Raw genomic sequence first — 21,685 nt, 5'->3', positions numbered from 1 at the left:
AGTTTGGACTGAACAATAAAGTCCTAAACTACCGCTGTTCTAACGTTTTCGGTTTGTTCACAGTAAATAGGATACTAGGGCCCGGAAGCAACACTCGAAACGAGCCAAATAAAACCAGGTTGAAAATGAAGCAGAGCATATCGTCGAATTGCAAGCTGCGGTGTTAAGAATGAAACTAACCATATCACTACAATAACAGCAATCACTGACTGAACCACCCGCTTTTTTGCTGTGCTTATTTTGTATCGCCTCAACTCACTTGGTTCTCTCATTAAAAACTTCAGCCTCTTTTATCGTACCATATATTGGAATTTTACTGCCCGTTAGCTGAACAGGCTGCTGAGAAATCAGCAGCCTGTTTTTGTCATGCTATCAATATCCAATTAGCTCAATCTAATCGGCAAGCCAATTAAATGAGGTAGGAATCTCCTTGCAATTATTAAATCATTCAAGAGAGGCGGACCTTCCTACCGAGCCGGAACCCAAAATACCTGACAAATTTATCTGAAAGTCACTAATAACTCGACGGATTAGTGTCGATATATGTGGATAGTCATCCATATGGAATCGTAGCAGCCGGTTGTTTGATTGGTGTATGGATGGCTCTAACATCGAGAATTGCAGCTTAGGGGGAACTAACGCATGTTTAGAATGAACTTGATCAGTAAACTAATTAGTATGGCTTTGGGCGTTATTATTTTATGTTCTGTTGCAGCGGTTGGCGGGATCGTAACAATCCGTTCGCTCGGCGATACCGTAAAGGAGATGGGAGCGGACGATTTGCCGGCTGTCTTATTACTGGGTGATATGGAGAGCACCATTAACTTGATGGATCGCAACAGCGTCATGAGCGTTATGTCGAAGATGATGCCTATGCAGGAAGAAGGCGGCAAGGAGCAATCGGGCCAACAGGCAATACCTTCGAATGATGCTGCGCCTGAGGGGCAGCCGGCAATACCTGCGGATGGTGGCACAGCGCCTGCTGGAGGCCCTGCTCCTCAAGATGGAGCAGCACCTGCAGACGGTCCCCCTGCAGGAGGAGGAACAGGTGCCGGTGCCGGTCCCGGAGGCCAAGATATCGGTAAAGCCCTGCTCGAGAATGCTGGAAAAATTGACAAGAGTGCGTTGGATTATAAGGCCAAGCATCTGAATCCTGGTAAGGAAACCGAATATTTTAACAAATTTTACGCTGCGTGGGTGCTCTACCGAGACAATGTACTGGTTAATAATGGTCTTAAGGATATGGAGTTAACGGAGGAAATGCAGCAGCAAAGAACGGGCGATCTCTATGCGGCGGCATTGGAAGGAATCGAACAATTAAGAGACTCGAATAAAAAGTCGGCTACGACTCTTATCGACGATACGTCAGAACGAGTTAGCTCTAGCACGATTATGAACTTCACGCTCCTGATCGCCGGTATCGTCGTTGCTTTGCTTTCAGCTTACTTCATTACCCGGTCGATTACGGTGCCGTTGTCTAGAATCGTCCGTCAAGTTAAGCAGGTGGCAAGCGGCGATTTGAAGGTTGCTCCTTTGGTTGTCAAAAACAAGGATGAAATTGGCGAGCTCGCTGCTGATTTTAATCAGATGAGCCAGTCTCTTCGCGAGCTGATGGCGACAATTGTTGATAACGCGCTGCATGTCGCTTCGACCTCCGAGCAGTTGTCGGCAAGCGCAGAGCAGACGAGCGCGGCGACCGAGCAAATTTCGACCCGCGCGACCGAGCTGGCGGAAGGCGCAGAGCAGCAGCTCGAGCGCGTGTCGAATACGACGGAGACGGCGTTGGGCGTATCATCCAAAATTGCTAGCATTAGCGAAAGTTTCGGCAATGTCGCGAATCTGATTGCGCAAGCGCAGGACAAGGCGCTGAAAGGCAACGTCGTGATTAACTCTACCGTCAGCCAAATGCGCGGTGTTCACGATAAAGTCGTCCAATCGTCGGAATCGGTTAACCAGCTGGCGCGAAAATCAGAGGAAATCAGCGAAATTACGTCACTGATTAAAGATATTGCCGCACAGACGAACCTGTTGGCTTTGAATGCGGCGATCGAAGCGGCCCGCGCTGGCGAGCAGGGCAAGGGCTTCTCGGTGGTAGCGAATGAGGTTCGCAAGCTGGCCGGCCAGTCGGAAGAGGCGACGACGAAAATTACCGCGCTCATCACGGAAATTGTTAACAGCACGAAGCAGGTCACGCTGTCGATGAACGAGGGCGTCCATTCGCTTACGGTCGGTATGAATCTGGTGGACGAAGCAGGCAAGTCGTTCTCCGACATCGTACAGTCGGTCGAAGCTGTCAGCGAGGAAGCGGAAAGCGCAGTAGAGGAAGCTCATTCGGTTAACGCCGACTCGGAAGCGATGGTTGCGTCCATGCAGGAAATTGCGGGGATCGCAAATCGAGCATCCGAAAGCACGCAGATGGTTGCTTCGGTTGTTCAGCAAACGATGGCGTCGATGGAGGAGGTCTCCGCTGGCTCCACGATGCTGTCCGGCATGGCGGATGGTCTTTCTGAAGCGGTTAATAGATTTAAGATATAGCAATCTGAATGGTATCACCCGTTCGAAGTGACGCCCTTCGAGGATGTAGGAAAGGGAACAAGGGCTGCCTGCTTGGTTTGATAAACAAGTACGGTTTGCCAAATACCCGAACAGCACTCCTGCCTGAGCGACAAAAGAGACCATCCGCGCCGGATGGTCTCTTTCTTCATGCATCCTAAATGTATTACGGCTCAATACCCCATTGCAGCGTACCGGACAGGTAACCCGTTACTTTGTTCCAGTCCACATAGCTCGTGCTGCTTGTGTTGAAGGAGTAGTCGCCGGTCTGTGTATAGTTGCTCCAATCGGTGCGCGAGATGCGTATTTGAATCTCGGTTGATGCGCCAGCTGCCAGCGTACCTGCAGAGCTGGAGAAGCCGATTTCGAAATAGGTGTCGGCGCCAGTTTTTGGCGATGACATCGTAACGAACGATCCGGTTACATTGCTGCTTCCGATGGTTGCCCAGTCGCACCAGAAAGCCTGCGAGGTCGTCGCGTCTGCCGTGTAGTAGTAGCGGAGCTTGACGTTGGCGAGGTTGATCGCCGTCGTTCCCGTGTTCACCAGCTTAATACGTGGACTGATCGTGTTGCTGGAGGCGGATGTGGTGCCGTTATACATCTGGACCTTTAATGCGCCCGTCGTCGTTGTGGAGGTTGTATCAACAACCGTCACCGTCAAGGAAGCAGCTGATCCAGCGCTGAAGTTGAACGTCAGCGTCGTCGTGCCGACTGCTTGTGCTGCCAGGTACGATTTGTTGATCGTAACCGACGAGCCCGACATCGTGTAGTCCGTTCCGGACACGAGCGTAGTGGAGCCGTTCTTAATGCTGGACAGCGTATTGCCGTTCAGCGTCATCGTCACTGCAATATTCGCTTGGTTCGCTGTGTTTTTATCGAACGATGCCGTCGTTGGCGTGATCGTCGAGTTCGACACCGTCGACGTCGTATCGACAACCGTAACAGCGAGCGTTGCAGCTGACCCAGCGCTGAAGTTGAACGTCAGCGTCGTCGTGCCGACTGCTTGTGCCGCCAGGTACGATTTGTTGATCGTAACCGACGAGCCCGAAACCGTGTAGTCCGTTCCAGATACGAGCGTAGTGGAGCCGTTCTTAATGCTGGACAGCGTATTGCCGTTCAGCGTCATCGTTACTGCAATATTCGCTTGGTTCGCTGTGTTTTTATCGAACGATGCCGTTGTTGGCGTAATCGTCGAGTTCGTAACGGTCGATGTCGTATCGACAACCGTAACGGCAAGCGTTACAGCTGATCCAGCGCTGAAGTTGAACGTCAGGTTCGTCGTACCGACTGCTTGTGCTGCGAGGTACGATTTGTTGATCGTAACAGACGAGCCCGACACCGTATAATCTGTACCGGACACGAGCGTAGCGGAGCCGTTCTTAATGTTGGACAGCGTGTTGCCATTCAGCGTCATCGACACTGCAATGTTTGCTTGGTTCGCTGTGTTCTTATCAAAGGTTGCGGATGTCGGTGTAATCGACGAGTTGTTGACAGTCGACGAGCCGTTCGGATCGCCATAAATGACACCGCGGCCGTTCGTGCCGATGTAGACGCGGCCATAGATGCGAGGGTCGCCTGTAATAACGCTGTTCGTAACGCCGTATTGGTGCGCGTCATCGTTGATGCGAACCCACGATGCGCCAGCATCGTCGGAACGGAAGAAGCCGCGTACGCCATCGATCTTAGCAGACGTGTAGATAGCTGGGTAGGTTTGCCCCGTTGCTGCTTTGCCGAAGCCTACAACGTCGGCCTCTTGCACGTTGGACAGCTTCGTGAAGGTTGCACCACTGTCGGACGAATGCCACAGACCGTATACGGTCGTGTCGCTGCCGCCAGCGATCCACACTTCGCCTTCTTTGCCGAATACCGTCTTCAGATCGCCGGTCGTTGGCAGTCCCGTTGCTGCAGACGCCGTGAACGAAGCGCCGCCGTTCGTCGAGACGTACACTGTGCCGTTGCCGAATGCGTAGAACTTGTTTTTGTTCGCGCGGTCAGATGTGACCTTCGCGCCTTGCGGGAGGTTCGAAATCGCTGTCCAGGAGTTGCCGCCAACCGAGTAGTAGACGCCTTGGTCCGATGTACTCCAGACGAGCGTACTGCCGTCAGCCGATACTGCGATGTCGCCGCCGCCCTTCGTGCCGGACGGGCGGTTCGGGTTGTACCAGTTGCTGCCGCCATCATACGAGAAGGCGATCGAAGCTGTGCTTGCGTCATCTACTGCACCAACGCGAGCCATGAAGGTTGGATTCAGTTCGGCGAAGTCGATGCTGTTCGTTTTATTTGGTCCGACAAACATTTTGGTAGGGGAGACCGTCAGATCGTCATGGCGGAAGCCGGATACGTCAGGCATTGCGCTGAGCAGGTTCGCGCCAGATGGCGGGCTGATCAGATCGTTGACAGCTTCTTCCTCGATTCCTTTGGCCATAACCGAAATGTTAACCTTCGTGCTCGTACCCCAGCTGAGCAGGTTGTTCGTGCCATAAATCGTTGCGCCCGTGCCGTACATCATGCGGTTCGAGTTGAAGGGGTCGATTTCAATGTCGCCGATCATCCAGCCGAGCTTCAATGCAGGCTCTGGTGGCGATGGGTTGGAGCCGAAATCCAGCCATGGCGCTGCCGTAATATCTTGCGTGTACAGCAGGTTGCGGTTCGGATAGCCGTTCCACGACCAGATGCTCGTCCATGTTGCACCTGCATCTGTGGAGCGGTAAATGTTCGCATCCGGCCACCACGAGTTGAGCGTCGTAACCATAATCGTATCTGGGTTATTACGGTCAACAGCCAGACCGCCGTAGCCGAAGTACAGGTCTGTGCTCGTGCTTGGAATTGGACTGATGTTGGTCCATACGCCAGTTGCGATGTTGTAACGATAGACGTCGCCTGATACTCCGTCATAAGGGCCGCTGCTGTTGTTGTACGTAACGTAAAGGTTGCCGTTCGAAATCTCACCGTGGTGAGGTACGAAGCCAGTTGGCTGGCCTGGAACGGCTGACCATGTCGCACCGCCGTCTGTTGAACGATAAATGCTGTTGCCTTTGTCCGCGACACCGACGTAGATCGTTTGCGTTGCGTTACCCGACGTACCCGTCGACTTGTCGAACGTGATCCAAGCGAGACCTTGGATATCAGCCGTGTACGCGTAGGTAGGATCCTGCACATATGTTCCGACGTTCGTGAAGCTCGTCACTTGGTTCCACGTTACGCCGTAGTCCGTACTCTTCCACAAACCGTTGCCGCTGCGTGCGCCGAAGTAGAGAATGCTGTTCTTGTTCGGGTCAATCGCAAGACGTTCGCCCATCGAACGGCCAGGCATGTTGCCGCCGACATAGAACGGAAGCTGCGTACTCTGCCACGTGTTACCTTTGTCAGTAGAGCGCATAATGTAACCATGGTTAGGGTCCCAGCCGTTCGTGTACATACCGGTTGCGATATAGACACGGTTCGGATCCACCGCGTCCGTCGCGAGCGCATCAACGCCCAGCTTGCCCCAGTCGGTCCAGCCGACGTTATCGAGCAGCGGAGTCCAGCTGCTGTCGGATGCGTTCCAGCGGTACAAGCCGCCGATATCCGTTCTCGCATAGATCAAGTCTTTCTCCGTTTGGTTGAAAATAATGCCCGGTACGAAGCCGCCGCCTGCGCCTGTTACAACGTTCTTCCATGTGTACGGCACGCTTGCCGCTGCATTCGCGACTGGCGCGACGATGGAGAGGGAGGTGCTAATGAGCACGGTTGACAACAGCAGGCTGCACCATCGGGTAAGCCTTTTACGAATCACAATAAAACCTCCGATCGAATAATGGTTGTTTTCCTACTATTGATGAAAACGTTTTCGAGAATTGGCTGCCGGAATTTATGAAGGCTGGGCAACCCCGTTTGCATGCTCCTCGGCTTGTGCCAACGCCGAAACGATCACCTCCTGCGTTATCGGTCACATCAGATGTATGCGGTTTCATCTTAGCATATTAGGTAAAAATTTCTATAAGTCGATTGGGAGATTTTTGGACGCGCGTGAGTAAATGAACATTCGGCTATCTTTCGAGTTAAATCGTGATCATTCGATCGGAGATAGTTAGTTGGGAGGGGGTAGTTGGTTGTGTTCTGCTGAACATAGGGGCTGCAGATATATAGCAAACAAGCCGGTGGGGACCGGCCTGTTTGTCTTTCGTATCATTTCGATAAGTAGGGCGAAAATCTCGTGATGTTGCGAGGTGCAAACCACGAGACATAGTTATAGGAACATTCAGTCAGACGAATGGGGCGAAAAGGTTACTTCTCGATTGCGACGTGGCTGCCCCAGATCGAGACGCCATTGTCTGATAATGCGCTAAACGTCATAACTTGCGTTTCCATACTCTCATCGTATTCGCGGAGGAATACGCCTTTGTAGTCGACGCCATCAATCGAGATCACTGCATTATGGTCGCCGTCCAGCTTCCAAGTACCTGTCGCTGCGCCGCTTACTTTGCCGTCTTCGGACAGCGTAACTACGGACGAGTCCACGATGTCAGCCGTAATGCCGTGGCCGTGGTTCACGTATTTGTAGTCGCCGACGATATCGGATGTTGAATACTTGCCGATCGTCTCACCGCCATAGCGGTGTGGAGCAACAACTGGCCAGCCATCCGCATTCATGAACATCTGATGGACACGAACCTCATGCGCCTCGCCGCGTCCCGGGAAGCGGGTATGGAAGATGAGATAGTATTGGCCTGTCTTCTCGTCATAGTAAGCCGAGTTATGGCCTGGTGAAACATAGCCGTAGTCAATCGCATAAGGGTTTCCAGTTGGCTCGCCATCTACCGAGTTGAATCTGTAGTTGCCCATCAGCTTCACGCCGTATGGCTCATAAGCAGGGTCATCGAACGTTGTGCCAGGTGTACCCATTGCATCGATCATATCTTGACCTTCGGAATCAACGAATGGACCGTCTGGATTCTTGGAACGAGCAACACGAATGTTATATCCACCGTCGGCGGTAAGTCCACCGTAGGACAGGAACAGATAGTAGTAGTCCGTTTGCGGGCTGTACAGCATGTACGGACCTTCGATTCGGGCGTGGTTGCCGCCAAGCAGCTTCTTGCCATAGCCTTGGTCTGGCAGCGGCATGCCTGTTTTCTCGTCCATCTGCATGATGAAGATCCCGCCGGAATAGGAACCGTATACCATCCATAGCTTGCCGTCTTTATCGAAGAATACGTCAGGGTCAACTACGTTCGGATGAGTGGTTGCGTCGTATATTGTTCCGTCTGGGCTTTCTTCGCCCCATTGACCGGATTTAAGAATGATGCCGAGATTTTTGTAAGGACCTTCGATTTTATCTGCAACAGCAACGCCAAGCGCCGAGCGAGGGGAGTCGCCTTTGCATGCGTTGTAATACATATAGAATTTACCGTCGGCAAGCTGGATAACGTCTGGTGCCCATAGTGTGTCGGATTCTGCCCAATCGAGCGTTTCCTTCAGTTCTTCCGTTACGTTCGGGATGAGGACGTTGCCATCTTGTACGCCAGAGTCGATAAGCGTCCATTTCATCAGGTCCGTCGTCTTCGCCGCAGCAAGGTGGGAGCCGAATACGTAGTACGTGTCATCTACTTTAATGACCGAAGGGTCGTGTACGGATACGTTTTCAAAAACAGGTGCTTCTACAGCAGGCGCGTCACTCGTCTGGCTCGACGTTTCGTTCGCGCTGTCTGCTGGGGTCTCTGTTTGCGAGTTCGTGCTGCTGTTCGTTTCTTTACCGTTGCCGTCACTGCAAGCGCTTAACATTGCAACCGTAAGAACGGCAGCGGCAGCAAGTTTGATCGATTTCTTCATATGGCGAGCAACCTCCCTTATGTGTCTAAGCCTAGTGTACACTGTTCGACACGAATTAACAATATTATAAACCTATTTATAAATATACAAATGTTAATTTTAGGAGTGGACGTGTTAGGGGTGTATGCGGAGCAGATAGGGGCAAGAAACCGCCTCTAATTAGTAGTATGAGTGTGGGAGGGACGGTTAGGGGCGAAAAATCACCTCTAATCGGTCGTATGAGTGTGGGAGGGACAGTTAGGGGCGAAAAATTGCCTCTAACCGGTCGCGTGAGTATGGGAGGGGGGGATAGGGGCGGAAAATCACCTCTAACCGGTCATGTGAGTGTGAGTGGGAAAGTTAGGGGCGAAAAATTGCCTCTAACCGGTCGTGTGAGTGTGAGTGGGAAAGTTAGGGGCGGAAAATCACCTCTAACCGGTCGCGTGAGTATGGGAGGGGCGGATAGGGGCGGAAAATCACCTCTAATCGGTCATGTGAGTGTGGGAGGGACAGTTAGGGGCGAAAAATTGCCTCTAATCGGTCGTGTGAGTGTGAGTGGGAAAGTTAGGGGCGGAAAATCACCTCTAATCGGTCGCGTGAGTGTGGGAGGGAAAGTTAGGGGCGAAAAATTGCCTCTAACTGGTCATGTGAGTGTGAGTGGGAAAGTTAGGGGCGAAAAATTGCCTCTAACCGGTCATGTGAGTGTGAGTGGGAAAGTTAGGGGCGGAAAACCGCCTCTAACCGGTCATGTGAGTGTGAGTGGGAAAGTTAGGGGCGAAAAATTGCCTCTAACTGGTCGTGTGAGTGTGAGTGGGAAAGTTAGGGGCGGAAAATCACCTCTAATCGGTCGCGTGAGTGTGGGAGAGAAAGTTAGGGGCGGAAAATCACCTCTAATCGGTCATGTGAGTGTGGGAGGGACGGATAGGGGCGAAAAATCAACTCTAACCGGTCGCCACTCAGCCACGCAAAAAAACGCCTATGACATTAAGCCATAGGCGTTCCTTCACAACTATTACGGCTGCGCTTGCGCCGTCGTATCTGCTTCCGTCGACTGCTGCACGGCTGGCGTCTGGCTTGAACCCGAGCTTGCGTTCGAATTGAGCACGGATGAGAAATCGATGAACGGTGTGGCGCCGCCGGTGACGCTTGGCAGGCGGCCGTCCCATTTGTCGAGCGCCTTCTCCTGTACCTCAATCTGCTTCAGCTGCACGAGCTCCGGCGTGACTTCCTGCTTCTTCAGCTTCAGCGATTGCGCTTCGGCTTCGGCCTGCGCGACGAGCTGCTTCGCTTCAATCTGCACACGCTTCAGGTCATTCTCGGCTTTCAACGCCTGCTGCTGAGCAACCTGCTTCGCCTCGATGGATTGGTTGAAGGCGTCGCTGAATTTGAAATTCACAATATTAATCTCTTTCACAAGAAGATCGTATTTCGCCAGCCGCTTCGTCAGCAGGTCGCTGATCTCACCTGCTACGATATCCCGCTTAGCGATCAGATCCTCCGCGGGGTAACGAGCCGTCACTTCCTTCACGATTTCTTGAACGGCCGGATTAATAATGATGCCGTCATAGTTTGCACCGACATTATTCATTAGGTTAAACGCGGACGCTTTATTGACGGAGTAGTTCACCGCTACATGCGTCGATACCGGCTGCAAATCCTTCGAGGAAGCAGTCGAATCCGTTTCGGCCTTCGTGACCTGCGTGTTCACTTCAATGACCGATTGGAAGAAAGGAATTTTTAAATGAATGCCGGGCTCCAACGCACTGTCGTTTAATTTCCCGAACGTTTTGTACAGACCAACATGACCATATTCGACGGTGGTGTAGCTGTTGAAACCAATTATTAGTACGAGCAGGGCGCCGACGCTCCAGCTAATAATACGACCTACCTGCGGACCGCGGCGAGGTGCGTTCGGGTTGAAATCCGTCACAGTACTCATTGTTAAGCTTACCTCCCATGTAAAATGTTGGTTTTATTAGGAAATACGCCTATAACCATCACTCGGTTGCATTTTCAGAGCAGAATTCGAAATTACCGTCGCCCAATGGATCGCAGATGAGCAGCGGTCAGCACAGCTGCTAAGCAGCACTCATGTCTACGTAGGGCTGCCGGCACCCACCAGGCTCTGTGCCTACTCACTTCGTGTAATCGTATGTGGCGAATCGGGAACTATGCGGGATATTTGCATACATTTGCACGGAAATGGCGCCTCCAAGATGCAACTTTCATGGAGCCAAACGAGTCTTATTAGATACATGATTATTGGACGGGGGAGCACAAGTTGAGGAGAGCGGATTGGTTGAAGTGGGTGGCGGCAGCTGTCTCATTAGCAGCTGTTGTAATCGTTGCGATTAACTTTATTGCTGAGCAGCGGGAGGAACCGACGATCGCAGACGGGATACGGAATAATGAGCTGCATCCGCCGAAAGAAGCAGCGGTAACGACCAGCGAGACTGTGAAATTCATTGAAACGCCGACGGCAGAATCGATTTTTCAACAACAATATAAGCTCAACTTCAAACCAGTAACGGATGCGTTACAGCCGATCCAGAAGGTAAAAGCGTCGTCCGTTGCAACGGACGATCGTGTGCGGACGATCAACATCGACGGACAGACCTATTGGATTTATACAAGGCCAAGTAGCGATGATCCGACAGAAGTATTTATCGGATTAGCGGCAGGCAGCGACCTCTATGATTTCGGTACGATAGGGGGCGACGTCTACGCGGAAGAAGCAGCAATCGACAAGGTCGAATTGTTCGGAGCGAGCTATATGCGGTTGTCGGGTTTTTGTGGTGCGAACTGTGCGGTCGATCGTTACATCCGAATGAAGGATGGGGTTCCGGTACAAAACATCTATTTTAACTTCCCTACACAAATAGGGGATTGGAATCATGATGGCCAGAATGAGCTCGTCTATTCGGATAGCAGCATGCCGGTCAATTCTATACTCGTTCGATTCCAGGACGACAAGCTTGAAGCTGTTAGTTTGATGGAGCTGCTGCAAGCGAAGGGTGGTGTCGTATACGACAGCGGTACGAACACGTTCAACGCCTATATACCTTCCAGCGACAAGGTCACTTCATTCGTCTTCGAGTCGGGGGATAAGCTGGTTCAAAATATAAAGTAAATGCGTTCCATGAAGCAGTCTCTGCCGGCAACCGACGGCGGGGGCTGTTTTTGCGTTATTTTGTCTATTTCCGAGGAAATAATCGGATTGGCTCGACGTTTCTCTATCACATAGGAACGGATGTAAAGCAAAATCAAGTTTTGTGTTACGTATTCTAACATAATAAAATGAAGTCGACCTTTCTGAAGGTTCAAAACCGGCTTCGATATCATGCCAATTCGCTATTGATTATTCTCCTGCAGTGGAGTACATTGAGATTAATGTCATATAACCTAACATATATATCTGAATGATGTTGCGTGCGAGTGGGAATTTAACAATATGTCAACTATCTTTACATAAAATATAGAGATCAAATGGGATGGATTTGGAGTCGAGACCTGGAGGGGAAACGATGACGAGGCAGAAGCTAGTTCTCATCGGGAACGGAATGGCGGGCGTTCGCTGTATCGAGGAAATATTGAAGCTGCGTCCTGATGCATTCGATATTACGATCATCGGCGCGGAGCCGCATCCGAACTATAACCGAATCATGCTGTCCAAAGTGCTGCAGGGCGATACGCCGATGTCGGCTATTACGATTAATGAGTACGTTTGGTATGAGGAACGCGGCATTACGCTCTATACGGGCGAGGCGGTAATTGCTATCGACACCAAGGGTCGAACGGTGACGACGGACCGTAAGCGGGTTATTGCTTATGACAAATTGATTATCGCGACAGGATCGCTGCCATTCATGCTGCCGCTGCCGGGCAACGACAAGCCGGGTGTGACAGCTTTTCGCAATATGAAAGACTGCGAGCTGATGGTAGAGACGGCAGCCAACCATAAACGCGCTGCAGTCATTGGCGGTGGTCTGCTAGGTCTTGAGGCGGCGCGGGGACTGCTTAATCTTGGGATGGAGGACGTTCATGTCATCCATAACAGTCGTTATTTGATGAATCGTCAGCTAGATCCTCATTCCGCGAATATGCTCAAGCAGGAGCTGGAGCAGCAGGGGATGAAAATTTGGCTTGAACGCAATACAGAGCGGATTATCGGCCGCAAGCGAGTCGAAGCGCTCCAGTTTACAGACGGCACGCGGCTTGCGGTTGATCTTGTCGTTATTGCAGTAGGCATTAAACCGAATGTACGGCTTGCTGCGGAGAGCGGCATTGAAGTGAGCCGCGCAATCGTCGTCAACGATCGGATGGAGACGAGTGTTCCGAATGTTTATGCGGTTGGCGAATGTGCGGAGCATCGCGGGATGGTCTATGGCCTGGTCGCTCCTTTATATGAGCAAGGTAAAGTGCTGGCGCAGGCGATCTGCGAGCAAGAGACGGAAGGCTACCACGGTTCGGTACTCTATTCGCAGTTGAAGGTTTCTGGTGTTGATGTGTTCTCGGTCGGCGACATCGATGATTCGCAGCTGTCGACGATGCAGCTGCAGTATGACGGCATTCGCCGAACGTACCGCAAAATCGGTATTCGCGACAATCGGATTGTAGGCGCCGTATTATTCGGCGATAGCAGTGACAGCAACAAGCTGCTCAGCTATGTGAAGCAAGGGGCGGATGTTTCAGTTCTGGAGCAGGAAGCGTCGGCTTCTGGCGGTGGAGCAGGTGGCGGCACGACCGAGTATGTAAGCGAGCTGTCGGATAGTGAAACGATCTGCTCCTGCAATGGTGTTAGCAAAGGAACGATTACAACGGCTATCCGTGAACAAGCGCTCGAAACATTCGAGCAGGTGCGCGAATGTACGCGTGCAGCGAGCTCATGCGGCGGCTGTAAGCCGCTAGTCTCCGCTCTGCTGCAATGTGTGTTGGAGAGCAGCGAAGACGAGGCAGTGAAGGTGACGCCATTATGCGGATGCACCACGCTCAGCCGTGAGCAGTTAAAGGATGCGATAGCTGCAAGCCGCACATCGACTACTCGAGAAGCGATGGCGACTCTCGGTTGGCAGACAGCTGATGGATGCAAGGTGTGCCGCCCGGCCATTCGATATTATATTGGCTCGCTTGGTCGACTGAGTGCAAGCGATCGTACGCCGGTGTCGTCAGCCGCGCTAACTGCGGCGGCCGAGACAGAAGTAGAGATGACAGCGAGCGCGGCAACTGGGAAAGGCAGCTATGCCCTGCTAGCGAATGGCACCTTTGCTGTTCAGCCCCGACTGTATGGCGGTGTTACAACAGCGGAGCAGCTGCGGCGAATTGCTGACGCGATCGAGCGTTATCATGTGCCGCTCGCGAAGCTGAACGGTGATGGGCGGCTGGAGCTGCTTGGCTTGTCCGAGGCGGAAGCGGTTGGCGTTGCGCAGTCACTTGGCAGTCCGGTCGCAGCTTATGCATATGGTCGCCCCGTTGCTTCTGTCGTGACTTGTGGCGGTATTAGCTACGAGCGAGGCGCTGTACGCGACTCTATTGCTACAGGCGCGATGTTGGAGCGGCGGTTGGAACGGCTGCAGCTGCCGACAACGGTAAGCGCAGCTGTATCGGCAAGTCCGCTCCATCGAGCGGGCTCACTCGTTCGAGATATTGGCATCGTCGGGGTGCCGGGCGGCTGGGAGCTGTATGCGGGCGGCAGCGCAGGCATCGAGGTGAAGGAAGCGAAGCTGCTCTTAACAGAGCCGGATGAGCGAGCGGTAGTTGATGCTGCTGCTGCCGTGCTCCAGCTTTATGCAGAGGAGGCGCTGTACGGCGAGCCCGTCTGGCAGTGGCTGGAACGAAGCGGTGCAGTCGCTATACGCGAACGAGTGCTTGATCCGCGCAGCCGCAGAACGCTGCTGCTGCGCTCCCAATACGAGGCTGAACAGCCAATGGCGCTGCGAGGTGAATGCTCTTGAGGTTAATTCCAACGATTCCATATCTGTATGAACATGCTGCAGCAGATGGTGGTGGCGGAGTGGCAACAGCGCTCGTCATGGAGACGCAATGTCCGTTCTGCAGCGTGCAGTGCAAGATGAGACTGACTGAGTCAGGTGATTCGGCAGCAGGGGAAGTGCAGTATTCGGTTGAAGCGAAGCCGAATCGCGCATCGGAAGGCCGTCTATGTGTGAAGGGGATGAATGCCTATCAGCATGCGGTCAGCGAGGATCGAATTCTATACCCGCTGGTGAAGCGGGATGGTCAGTTCGAACGCATCTCGTGGGAAGATGCAATGGCGTTAATCGTTAGCCGCTTTAAGCAGATCGCGCAGGAGTCAGGCGTTGACGCGATCGGTCTATACGGCGGCGGCTCGCTGACGAACGAGACGGCTTATCTTCTCGGCAAATTCGCACGTGTTGCGCTTCGATCGAAGTATATCGATTATAACGGTCGGTTCTGTATGTCCGCAGCGGCGTCAGCCGGCAGCAAGGCGCTTGGACTTGATCGTGGGCTGACGAATCCGCTGTCGGATATCGCACTGGCGAAATGCATCGTCCTGGCTGGCACGAACGTCGCGGAATGCCAGCCGACGTTGATGCCGTATTTTACGAGGGCGAAGGAGAATGGGACGTTCATCATCGTTATCGACCCGCGGGAGACGGGAACGTCGAAGCTTGCCGATCTCCATCTGAAAGTACGTCCTGGCATGGATGCTGCACTCGCGAACGGCATGCTGCGCTCGCTGCTGGATGAAGGGTTGGTAGACGAGGCGTTCGTTCGAGAGCGTACGCGAGGGTATGATACGCTGCGCGCCCATCTGATGGAGCAATCGGTAGAAGAGATCGCGGTCATGACGGGGGTCCCTGCGGACTCGATCCGTAGAGCGGCATTGACGTTCGGTAAGGCTTCAACGGGCATGGTGTTCACTGCTCGCGGCGTGGAGCAGCAGACGGACGGCTATATGGCGGTGCGCAATCTGCTCAACCTTGTGCTGTTAACAGGCAAAATCGGCAAGGCTGGTTGTGGCTATGGCGCGATTACAGGACAGGGCAACGGACAGGGTGGACGCGAGCATGGACAGAAGGCTGACCAACTGCCAGGCTACCGCTCAATCGAAAATCCAGAGCATCGTGCTTACGTTGCGGATGTATGGGGTGTCGATCCGAACGAGCTGCCAGGCAAAGGTGTATCCGCCTACGAAATGATGGAGAAGGCGTACGAAGGCGAGATAAGGGCGCTGCTAGTCATGGGCTCCAATCCGGTTGTCTCGAATCCGAACGCAAGCTTGGTACAAGCGGCGATGGAGCGTCTTGATTTACTCGTTGTAGCCGATATGTTCATGTCGGAGACGGCGCGCTCTGCGGATTTGATTTTGCCCGTGACAGCTTATCTGGAGAACGAAGGTACGCTGACGAATCTTGAGGGCCGCGTACTGCTGAGGGAAGCGCATCGGCCTGCACCGGGCGAGGCGAAGCATGATTGGCGAATTCTATGCGACCTAGCGGAGGGACTCGGACGGGGAACCTACTTCCGTTATGAGCATGCGGAGCAAATATTCGAGGAGCTTCGATTGGCGAGCAGGGGCGGCACTGCGGACTATTATGGCATTACGTATGACCGAATTCGCCGCGAGGAGGGCGTGTACTGGCCTTGTCCTGACACAGAAGGAGAAGGCGTGGGACGGATGTTCGAGACTTCTTTCGCCCATGCGGATGGACGTGCGGAGCTGATCGCGGTCGATAACCATTTTCCAGCAGAGCTGACCGATGAGGCATACCCGATCTACCTGACAACAGGCCGCGTGCTCAGCCATTATCTAACTGGGGTTCAGACACGGCGAAGCCATACGCTGGCTTCACGCGATTTTGAGTCATTCGTTGAGATGCACCCGAAGACGGCGAAGCAGTACGGACTAGCAGAAGGCAAATTGGCGGTGCTCACATCACGCCGCGGCGAGATTGTTGTACGCTGCCGAATTACGAGAACGATTCGAGAGGATACGGTATTCGTGCCGATGCATTGGGGCGACAGTCAGAATGTGAACGTGCTGACGAATCAAGCGCTTGATCCGACATGCCGAATGCCGGGATTCAAAGTATGTGCAGTGAGCATCAGGCCTTTTATAGCCAATCCATCATACGAGATGTAAATAGAAGCAGCGGTCCTGGAAGTCTGGGGCTGCTGCTTCTTTGTTTGTTGGCTGTAGTGCAACGAGGGTTATGTAAAGGAAACGAAAATCTTTCCTGTTCTTCTGGAATTGCTACTGAAATCTAGAACGCTTACAGCCGATGTAATAGGGTAGGACTTAAAGATTATGTAAACGCGTTCCAATAAGCATCGAAGGAACGACATTCGACCGCAATAATGGGATGAATTCCTTTACAAATGTCGATTTAGAAGGAGAACAGCATGACTAATCGGATACGCGGATACCTTTTTCGAAAAAACGGACTTGTTTACATTTTACTAGGACTTTTATCCTATGCGTGCTACTCTGTTCCGATCTCTCCGCTCTTCGGCATTAGCGGTTCATTTACAGCGGGGTTCCTCTTTCTCGCCGTCGCTTGGTTTGGCTGGCGGGCGGGCCTCGTGCTGCTATTGCTCGTATATGGGGCGTTAATCGGCACGCAGCAGTTGGACTTTCTACTGTGGAGCCACTTGGCAGAGGCGATCATTATTATTGTGCTCAGTGTGCGATGGCCAAAGCTTGGACTGATCGGAGCAGGGGCTGTCTATTGGGCGTTAATTGGCATACCGATGTACGTGCTGCTGAGCAGTAACTCAGATTCGATCAACCAGGAGATGTTGTTCTACACGTACATTGTGACCGCATGCGGACTATTTAACGTGCTGCTTGCGGAGCTGTTCGTCTATTATACGCCAGCCGGTTTCTTCAAGATGAGCGGCATTTCTGTTAATCCTCCGCTGCGTATTTCGCGGGCGCTCATCCATCTGATGACGGCAGCGATGATTGGTTCATCCATTCTGTTCCTCATGAGCGGGAGCAACAGCTACGAGCACACCATTATCAAGGAAATTAATAATTCAGCGGATCAAGCCTCTCATGCGCTAGTGGAGGGTATGAAGACGATGTCGCCACAGGAGCAGAGAGGCATTCGCCTGAACGGTTATATGGAGCTCGCGACGGTAAGGCGGATGATCGACAACGCACTGGCTTCCGATCCCTATGAGGCTGTATTGGTGGGACAGGGTGGACGGACGCTTCTCCACACAATGGGGGGTACAAGCTATGATTTCGAATGGCTGAAGCTGGACAATTGGCAGAGATATTTTGCCGAGAGAAGAATGTGGAGTCCTGACACGCATGAGCTAATTTCAATAGGATCAAGTTGGAAAAATATGTCCTTCATCTATCCTGTGCCTTTAGGAATGTTCGAGCTGTATGTTCGAGTGCCGCTTGATACGTATCGCGAGCAGGTGTACTCGGTTTATAACGCTCAGATGATGAGCTGTCTATATGTAGCGGCCATCATCGGGTTGTTTGCGTTTATGATTCAACGCTTCATCATTACAGGTGTCCGCAGGCTGGCTGATGTGACAAACGGCATTCCAGATAAAGTAAAAGAAGGCATTGCGACAAGTTGGCCGCAGTCACGACTGGAGGAGATTAACTCGCTGGTTGGCAACTTCCGAATCGTGACGGAAAAGCTCGGCCACATGTTCATGGAATCTCGTGAACAGGCGTATCAGGATATGTTGACAGGGCTGCCGAACCGCCGAAACTTCAATGAGCATCTGGAGAAGGCTATGGATGAGATGGGACCTGACGATGAGATTCATGTCATCTTCATCGACCTTGATCGATTCAAGTATATTAACGACACGCTTGGCCATGCGGTTGGCGACTTGCTGCTTCAGCAGGTGTCGTTCCAACTGCTGCGTACGGTTGGTGACCGCGCCTTTATCGCCCGTCTAGGTGGAGATGAATTCGTCATTGTGTCCAATCAGCAGCGTAACGAGGTTCGTATGATGGCGGAAGAATTGATTAGGAAGCTGAAGCGGCCGTTTATGATTAACGAGGAAGAGCTGTTCGTAACGGCTAGCATGGGGATTAGCTCCTCCACGATTAGCGGTGATGACATCGAGACGATCGTCAAAAATGCTGACTTTGCCATGTATGAAGCGAAGGCGGCGGGCGGCAACGGATATCGTTTCTACGAAAAGCCGGATAACGACCTAACTCAGCAGATGCGGCTGGAGTTTGAGCTGCATAAGGCGCTGGACCGCAATCAGCTGCAGCTGCATTATATGCCGATTTATAACAAGGAGCAGGAGAAACTTGTATCCATTGAGGCGCTGCTTCGTTGGCAGCATCCGGAGTTCGGGTTCGTATCACCGGCACAATTCATTCCGATCGCGGAGAGCTGCGGGCTGCTAAAGCCGATTGGCGAATGGGTAGCGCGTGAAGCCTGCCGCCAGATCAAAGAGTGGCTGGATCAAGGTGAGCGGCCTGCACCGGTAGCGATCAACTTGTCGCCGACGCAAATTCAGATGCATGGCATCGTTGGTTATCTGGAGCGGCTGCTTGAAGAGACCGGCACACCGGCTGAGTTGTTCGAGGTTGAAATTACAGAAGAAGTGTTCGCCAAATATCCTGAGCGCGTCATTACGGAATTGCTACGCTTGAAGCAGCATGGCGTGAAAGTGTGGATCGATGATTTCGGCACAGGTTACTCTTCGTTAGGATTGCTGAACCGAATGCCGATTGACGGGTTCAAAATTGACCGGAGCTTCGTGAAAGGACTTCACGAGGATTCTGGCAAGCGATCGATCATTGAAACGATGATGCTGCTGTCAAGATCGCGCAACTGGCATGTTGTCGCCGAAGGCGTCGAGACGGTTGAGGAGTCCGAAGCGCTGGGGCAATTCGGCTGTTGGCTGCAGCAGGGCTTCTATTACGGTAAAGCGGTACCAGCGGCCCAGATTGTAAGTTGGTTCGAGCAGAAGCGCGAAGACGAAAGGAGGGAAGCGCAATGAATCGAACAGTACGTCGAGGATGCCTCCGATTATGGCCGGCTATCGCGGCACTGGCGCTTCTCTTCACTGGCTGCGCTAGCGAGCCGGAAGCTGAAGAGCAGACGGTGAACATGCAGCAAATGATGAAATTGGAGAAACCGGAAGGTATGACGAAGCTGCGCATCATGTCTGGCGATTCGGATCAACAGGAGCAAGTAAGTGATTTTGAAGAGAAATATGGTGTGGAAATTGAATGGGTTCCGTCAGGTAATGGTACGATCAATGATATCTTATCGGCGCTCGATAGTCCGAATCCGCCAGATTTAATCGAATTCGATTACTCGCTCATTCGGGATCTCATCGATTACGATGTTTTTGAACCGCTGGATTTGGCGCCTTACGACGCTAAGTCTGTAATCGGCAGCTACTTCCCAGGTTTGGACATGTCTTATTTTCGAGCGCTTGATCGACAGCATATCGTGTTCATGCCGGAAATTTTGCATGCAGGAGTTACTTATTATCGAGCGGATCTGATGAAGGAGTACGGCTATCCGGACGATCCTGAGGCGTTGGGTAACTATATGGAAAGCCCAGAACGTTGGCTGGCGATGGCGAAGAGATTGAAGCGCGAAGGTAAACGCATTATGCAGCGGCCAACGGACTTACTACAGGTGCTGGATCTCTCGAACGGCTACTTCAATATTGATGGTTCATTCACCCGCGATACGAGCGAGTTTGTGTCTGCGGTTGCGATCGCCAAGGAAGCGAATAGGCTTGATCTGCCACTCTGGTCGTCCATTTGGGATGAGGAAGGGCAGAAGGCGATCCGTAACGGCGAGCTCATCATGTTCGTGAACGGGGAGTGGGGCGATTCGTTCCTGCAGTCTTGGGCGCCGGATACGTATCAGTTGTGGCGGAAAACGCGGCTGCCGCTGAATCAGTACGGTATTATTACAGGCTGGGTGAGCGCCATTCCGAAGGAAGCTAGGAATAAAGACTTAGCATGGAAGTTCACGCAGTACCAGCTGCAACGAAAGCAAGGCTATTTGAACACATTAGACATTTCGAAATGGTATGACAAAATGAATGAGGTTCGTCGTACGCCGCTCGACGCTGCAGCTAGCGCCATTTGGGATCGAGAGCTTAGCTGGCGCATATCGACAGAGATATCGTCGGATCGGATTATATCGATCATCGAGTCCAATATTATGTCGCAGCTTGCAGACCGAATCGACCTGCTATCGCCACTTAACGCGCGTCGATAACGGGCGGATTGTGGGCATGCTGCTAGCATTCCACCATTTACAATCCTATTCAATCCGACTACACTAGTAGCTATTGTATAGACAGATAGACGACAAACGACTAGATTGGATAGGAGCATTAAGATGGCAAACACGAATACAGCAACGCTGCAACGCTCTGAGCTTGTGGAGAAGCTTGGACTTCAACCGCATGTTGAGGGTGGTTGGTACAAAGAGATTTGGAAAGCATCCTTCACGATTCCGCACGAAACGCTTGGCGGCGACTATTCCGGACCACGTTTCGCAGCCTCATCGATCTATTTCGTCCTGCATTCGGACGAGCAATCGGCATGGCATAAAGTTCTCTCCGACGAGCTGTGGCTGTGGCACTCGGGCAGTCCGCTGATGTTGACACTCGGCGGCGACGGCGACCAGCCTGGCGAAGAAACGGAGATTATCGTTGGCGGCGACGTAGCGGCGGGCCAGCACCCACAAGCACTCGTCCCAGCGCGCGTCTGGCAAAAGGCACGCCCGCTTGGTGACGAGCCAGTCTTCGTATCCTGTGTCGTTGCACCCGGCTTCCATTACGACGACTTCAAGCTCGTCGATAAGAAATAAACGTCTTTGACGTAAGACACCCCTCAGCATTGCATCGGATGGACTAAAGGTCCGTTGATGCCAAGCGTGAGGGGTGTTTCACTGTGTTGCTAATCAGGCAGTCGCCATCATTGGCTGGCTGCCTTTTTGTTATGCCCCGAGGTTCGGTTGTTCATTCATCCCTCGTGCCTGCTCCTCGCTTAAAGGTTGCCACAGCTGTTATTTCGCGATCATCGCCGCTTCCGAAACTCTAACGGTTGCAGAAGAGTCTATTGGTGCCAGATCGCCGATTCCACGCGGAAAATAGCTCAATAAGCTCCGAGTCAACCGTTAGCCGCAAAACGCACACCTTACGAGACTAATAAGCTCCACCACAACCGTCCCTCGTATTTAAGGGTTTCTCTCACGAATGCTCAACCATTCGCAGGATTTCAACTATTAAGATGTCGGATGAAGCGATGGAATTAGGGCTGACAGTTGTTGATGACACAGTCGGGGTATGCAGGAACAGAAGTTGCGTTGATGCGCACTTCTCTTTAAGTTCTACTGCA

General features: G+C 52.4%; 9 protein-coding genes and 2 pseudogenes. 7 read left to right on the top strand and 4 right to left on the bottom strand.

Features of this window, described 5'->3' with window-relative positions; genetic code table 11:
• Positions 1 to 642: 642 nt before the first annotated feature.
• Complete coding sequence (locus DFQ01_RS18605; RefSeq protein ID WP_110045410.1) at positions 643 to 2,535, top strand: methyl-accepting chemotaxis protein; 1,893 nt, start codon at positions 643 to 645, stop codon at positions 2,533 to 2,535.
• 184 nt (positions 2,536 to 2,719) lie between these two features.
• Here DFQ01_RS18605 and DFQ01_RS32220 read toward each other — a convergent pair.
• The 4 genes and pseudogenes from DFQ01_RS32220 to DFQ01_RS18585 form a co-directional block, all read right to left on the bottom strand.
• Positions 2,720 to 3,442, bottom strand: a pseudogene (locus tag DFQ01_RS32220) (X2-like carbohydrate binding domain-containing protein); the annotation flags it as partial.
• A 23-nt stretch (positions 3,443 to 3,465) separates the two neighbouring features.
• Positions 3,466 to 6,328, bottom strand: a pseudogene (locus tag DFQ01_RS18600) (X2-like carbohydrate binding domain-containing protein); the annotation flags it as partial.
• A gap of 491 nt (positions 6,329 to 6,819) precedes the next feature.
• Positions 6,820 to 8,364, bottom strand: a complete 1,545-nt coding sequence (gene abnB, locus DFQ01_RS18595) for an arabinan endo-1,5-alpha-L-arabinosidase AbnB (protein ID WP_110045409.1) — start codon at positions 8,362 to 8,364, stop codon at positions 6,820 to 6,822.
• A 991-nt stretch (positions 8,365 to 9,355) separates the two neighbouring features.
• Complete coding sequence (locus tag DFQ01_RS18585; protein ID WP_110045407.1) at positions 9,356 to 10,282, bottom strand: prohibitin family protein; 927 nt, start codon at positions 10,280 to 10,282, stop codon at positions 9,356 to 9,358.
• A gap of 342 nt (positions 10,283 to 10,624) precedes the next feature.
• On the opposite strand from DFQ01_RS18585, the gene DFQ01_RS18580 reads away from it, so the two are divergent.
• The 6 genes from DFQ01_RS18580 (at position 10,625) to DFQ01_RS18550 (ending at position 21,155) form a co-directional block, all read left to right on the top strand.
• Positions 10,625 to 11,473 (top strand): hypothetical protein, encoded by an 849-nt coding sequence (locus DFQ01_RS18580; RefSeq protein WP_146216898.1) that lies wholly within the window; start codon positions 10,625 to 10,627, stop codon positions 11,471 to 11,473.
• A gap of 394 nt (positions 11,474 to 11,867) precedes the next feature.
• Positions 11,868 to 14,294, top strand: a complete 2,427-nt coding sequence (gene nirB / locus DFQ01_RS18570; protein ID WP_110045404.1) for a nitrite reductase large subunit NirB — start codon at positions 11,868 to 11,870, stop codon at positions 14,292 to 14,294.
• Positions 14,295 to 14,371: 77 nt separating this feature from the next.
• Positions 14,372 to 16,465 carry an assimilatory nitrate reductase catalytic subunit NasC gene (nasC, locus tag DFQ01_RS18565; RefSeq protein WP_110045487.1) on the top strand — a complete coding sequence of 698 codons (2,094 nt, stop codon included), beginning with the start codon at positions 14,372 to 14,374 and terminating at the stop codon, positions 16,463 to 16,465.
• Positions 16,466 to 16,725: 260 nt separating this feature from the next.
• Positions 16,726 to 19,314 (top strand): putative bifunctional diguanylate cyclase/phosphodiesterase, encoded by a 2,589-nt coding sequence (locus DFQ01_RS18560; RefSeq protein WP_110045403.1) that lies wholly within the window; start codon positions 16,726 to 16,728, stop codon positions 19,312 to 19,314.
• Positions 19,311 to 20,558: an ABC transporter substrate-binding protein gene (locus DFQ01_RS18555; RefSeq protein WP_110045402.1), complete on the top strand. Its 1,248-nt coding sequence runs from the start codon at positions 19,311 to 19,313 to the stop codon at positions 20,556 to 20,558. Before DFQ01_RS18560 ends, DFQ01_RS18555 begins: the two co-directional genes overlap by 4 nt.
• A 123-nt stretch (positions 20,559 to 20,681) precedes the next feature.
• Positions 20,682 to 21,155, top strand: coding sequence for a cupin domain-containing protein (locus tag DFQ01_RS18550; RefSeq protein WP_110045401.1), 474 nt, complete (start codon positions 20,682 to 20,684; stop codon positions 21,153 to 21,155).
• The last annotated feature ends 530 nt before the right edge of the window (positions 21,156 to 21,685 follow it).

It is taken from the genome of Paenibacillus cellulosilyticus (assembly GCF_003182255.1).
GTDB classification, from domain to species: Bacteria; Bacillota; Bacilli; order Paenibacillales; family Paenibacillaceae; genus Paenibacillus_T; species Paenibacillus_T cellulosilyticus.
Note: the sequence above shows the minus strand (reverse complement) of the source record. Positions and strands in the feature narration are given on the sequence as shown.

Excerpts from the sequence above, each read along its gene's own strand:
- DFQ01_RS18605 (WP_110045410.1), top strand. The coding sequence starts at position 643 with ATGTTTAGAATGAACTTGATCAGTAAACTAATTAGTATGGCTTTGGGC.
- nirB (WP_110045404.1), top strand. The coding sequence starts at position 11,868 with ATGACGAGGCAGAAGCTAGTTCTCATCGGGAACGGAATGGCGGGCGTT.
- DFQ01_RS18560 (WP_110045403.1), top strand. The coding sequence starts at position 16,726 with ATGACTAATCGGATACGCGGATACCTTTTTCGAAAAAACGGACTTGTT.
- nasC (WP_110045487.1), top strand. The coding sequence starts at position 14,372 with ATGGAGACGCAATGTCCGTTCTGCAGCGTGCAGTGCAAGATGAGACTG.
- abnB (WP_110045409.1), bottom strand. The coding sequence starts at position 8,364 with ATGAAGAAATCGATCAAACTTGCTGCCGCTGCCGTTCTTACGGTTGCA.
- DFQ01_RS18585 (WP_110045407.1), bottom strand. The coding sequence starts at position 10,282 with ATGAGTACTGTGACGGATTTCAACCCGAACGCACCTCGCCGCGGTCCG.
- DFQ01_RS18555 (WP_110045402.1), top strand. The coding sequence starts at position 19,311 with ATGAATCGAACAGTACGTCGAGGATGCCTCCGATTATGGCCGGCTATC.
- DFQ01_RS18550 (WP_110045401.1), top strand. The coding sequence starts at position 20,682 with ATGGCAAACACGAATACAGCAACGCTGCAACGCTCTGAGCTTGTGGAG.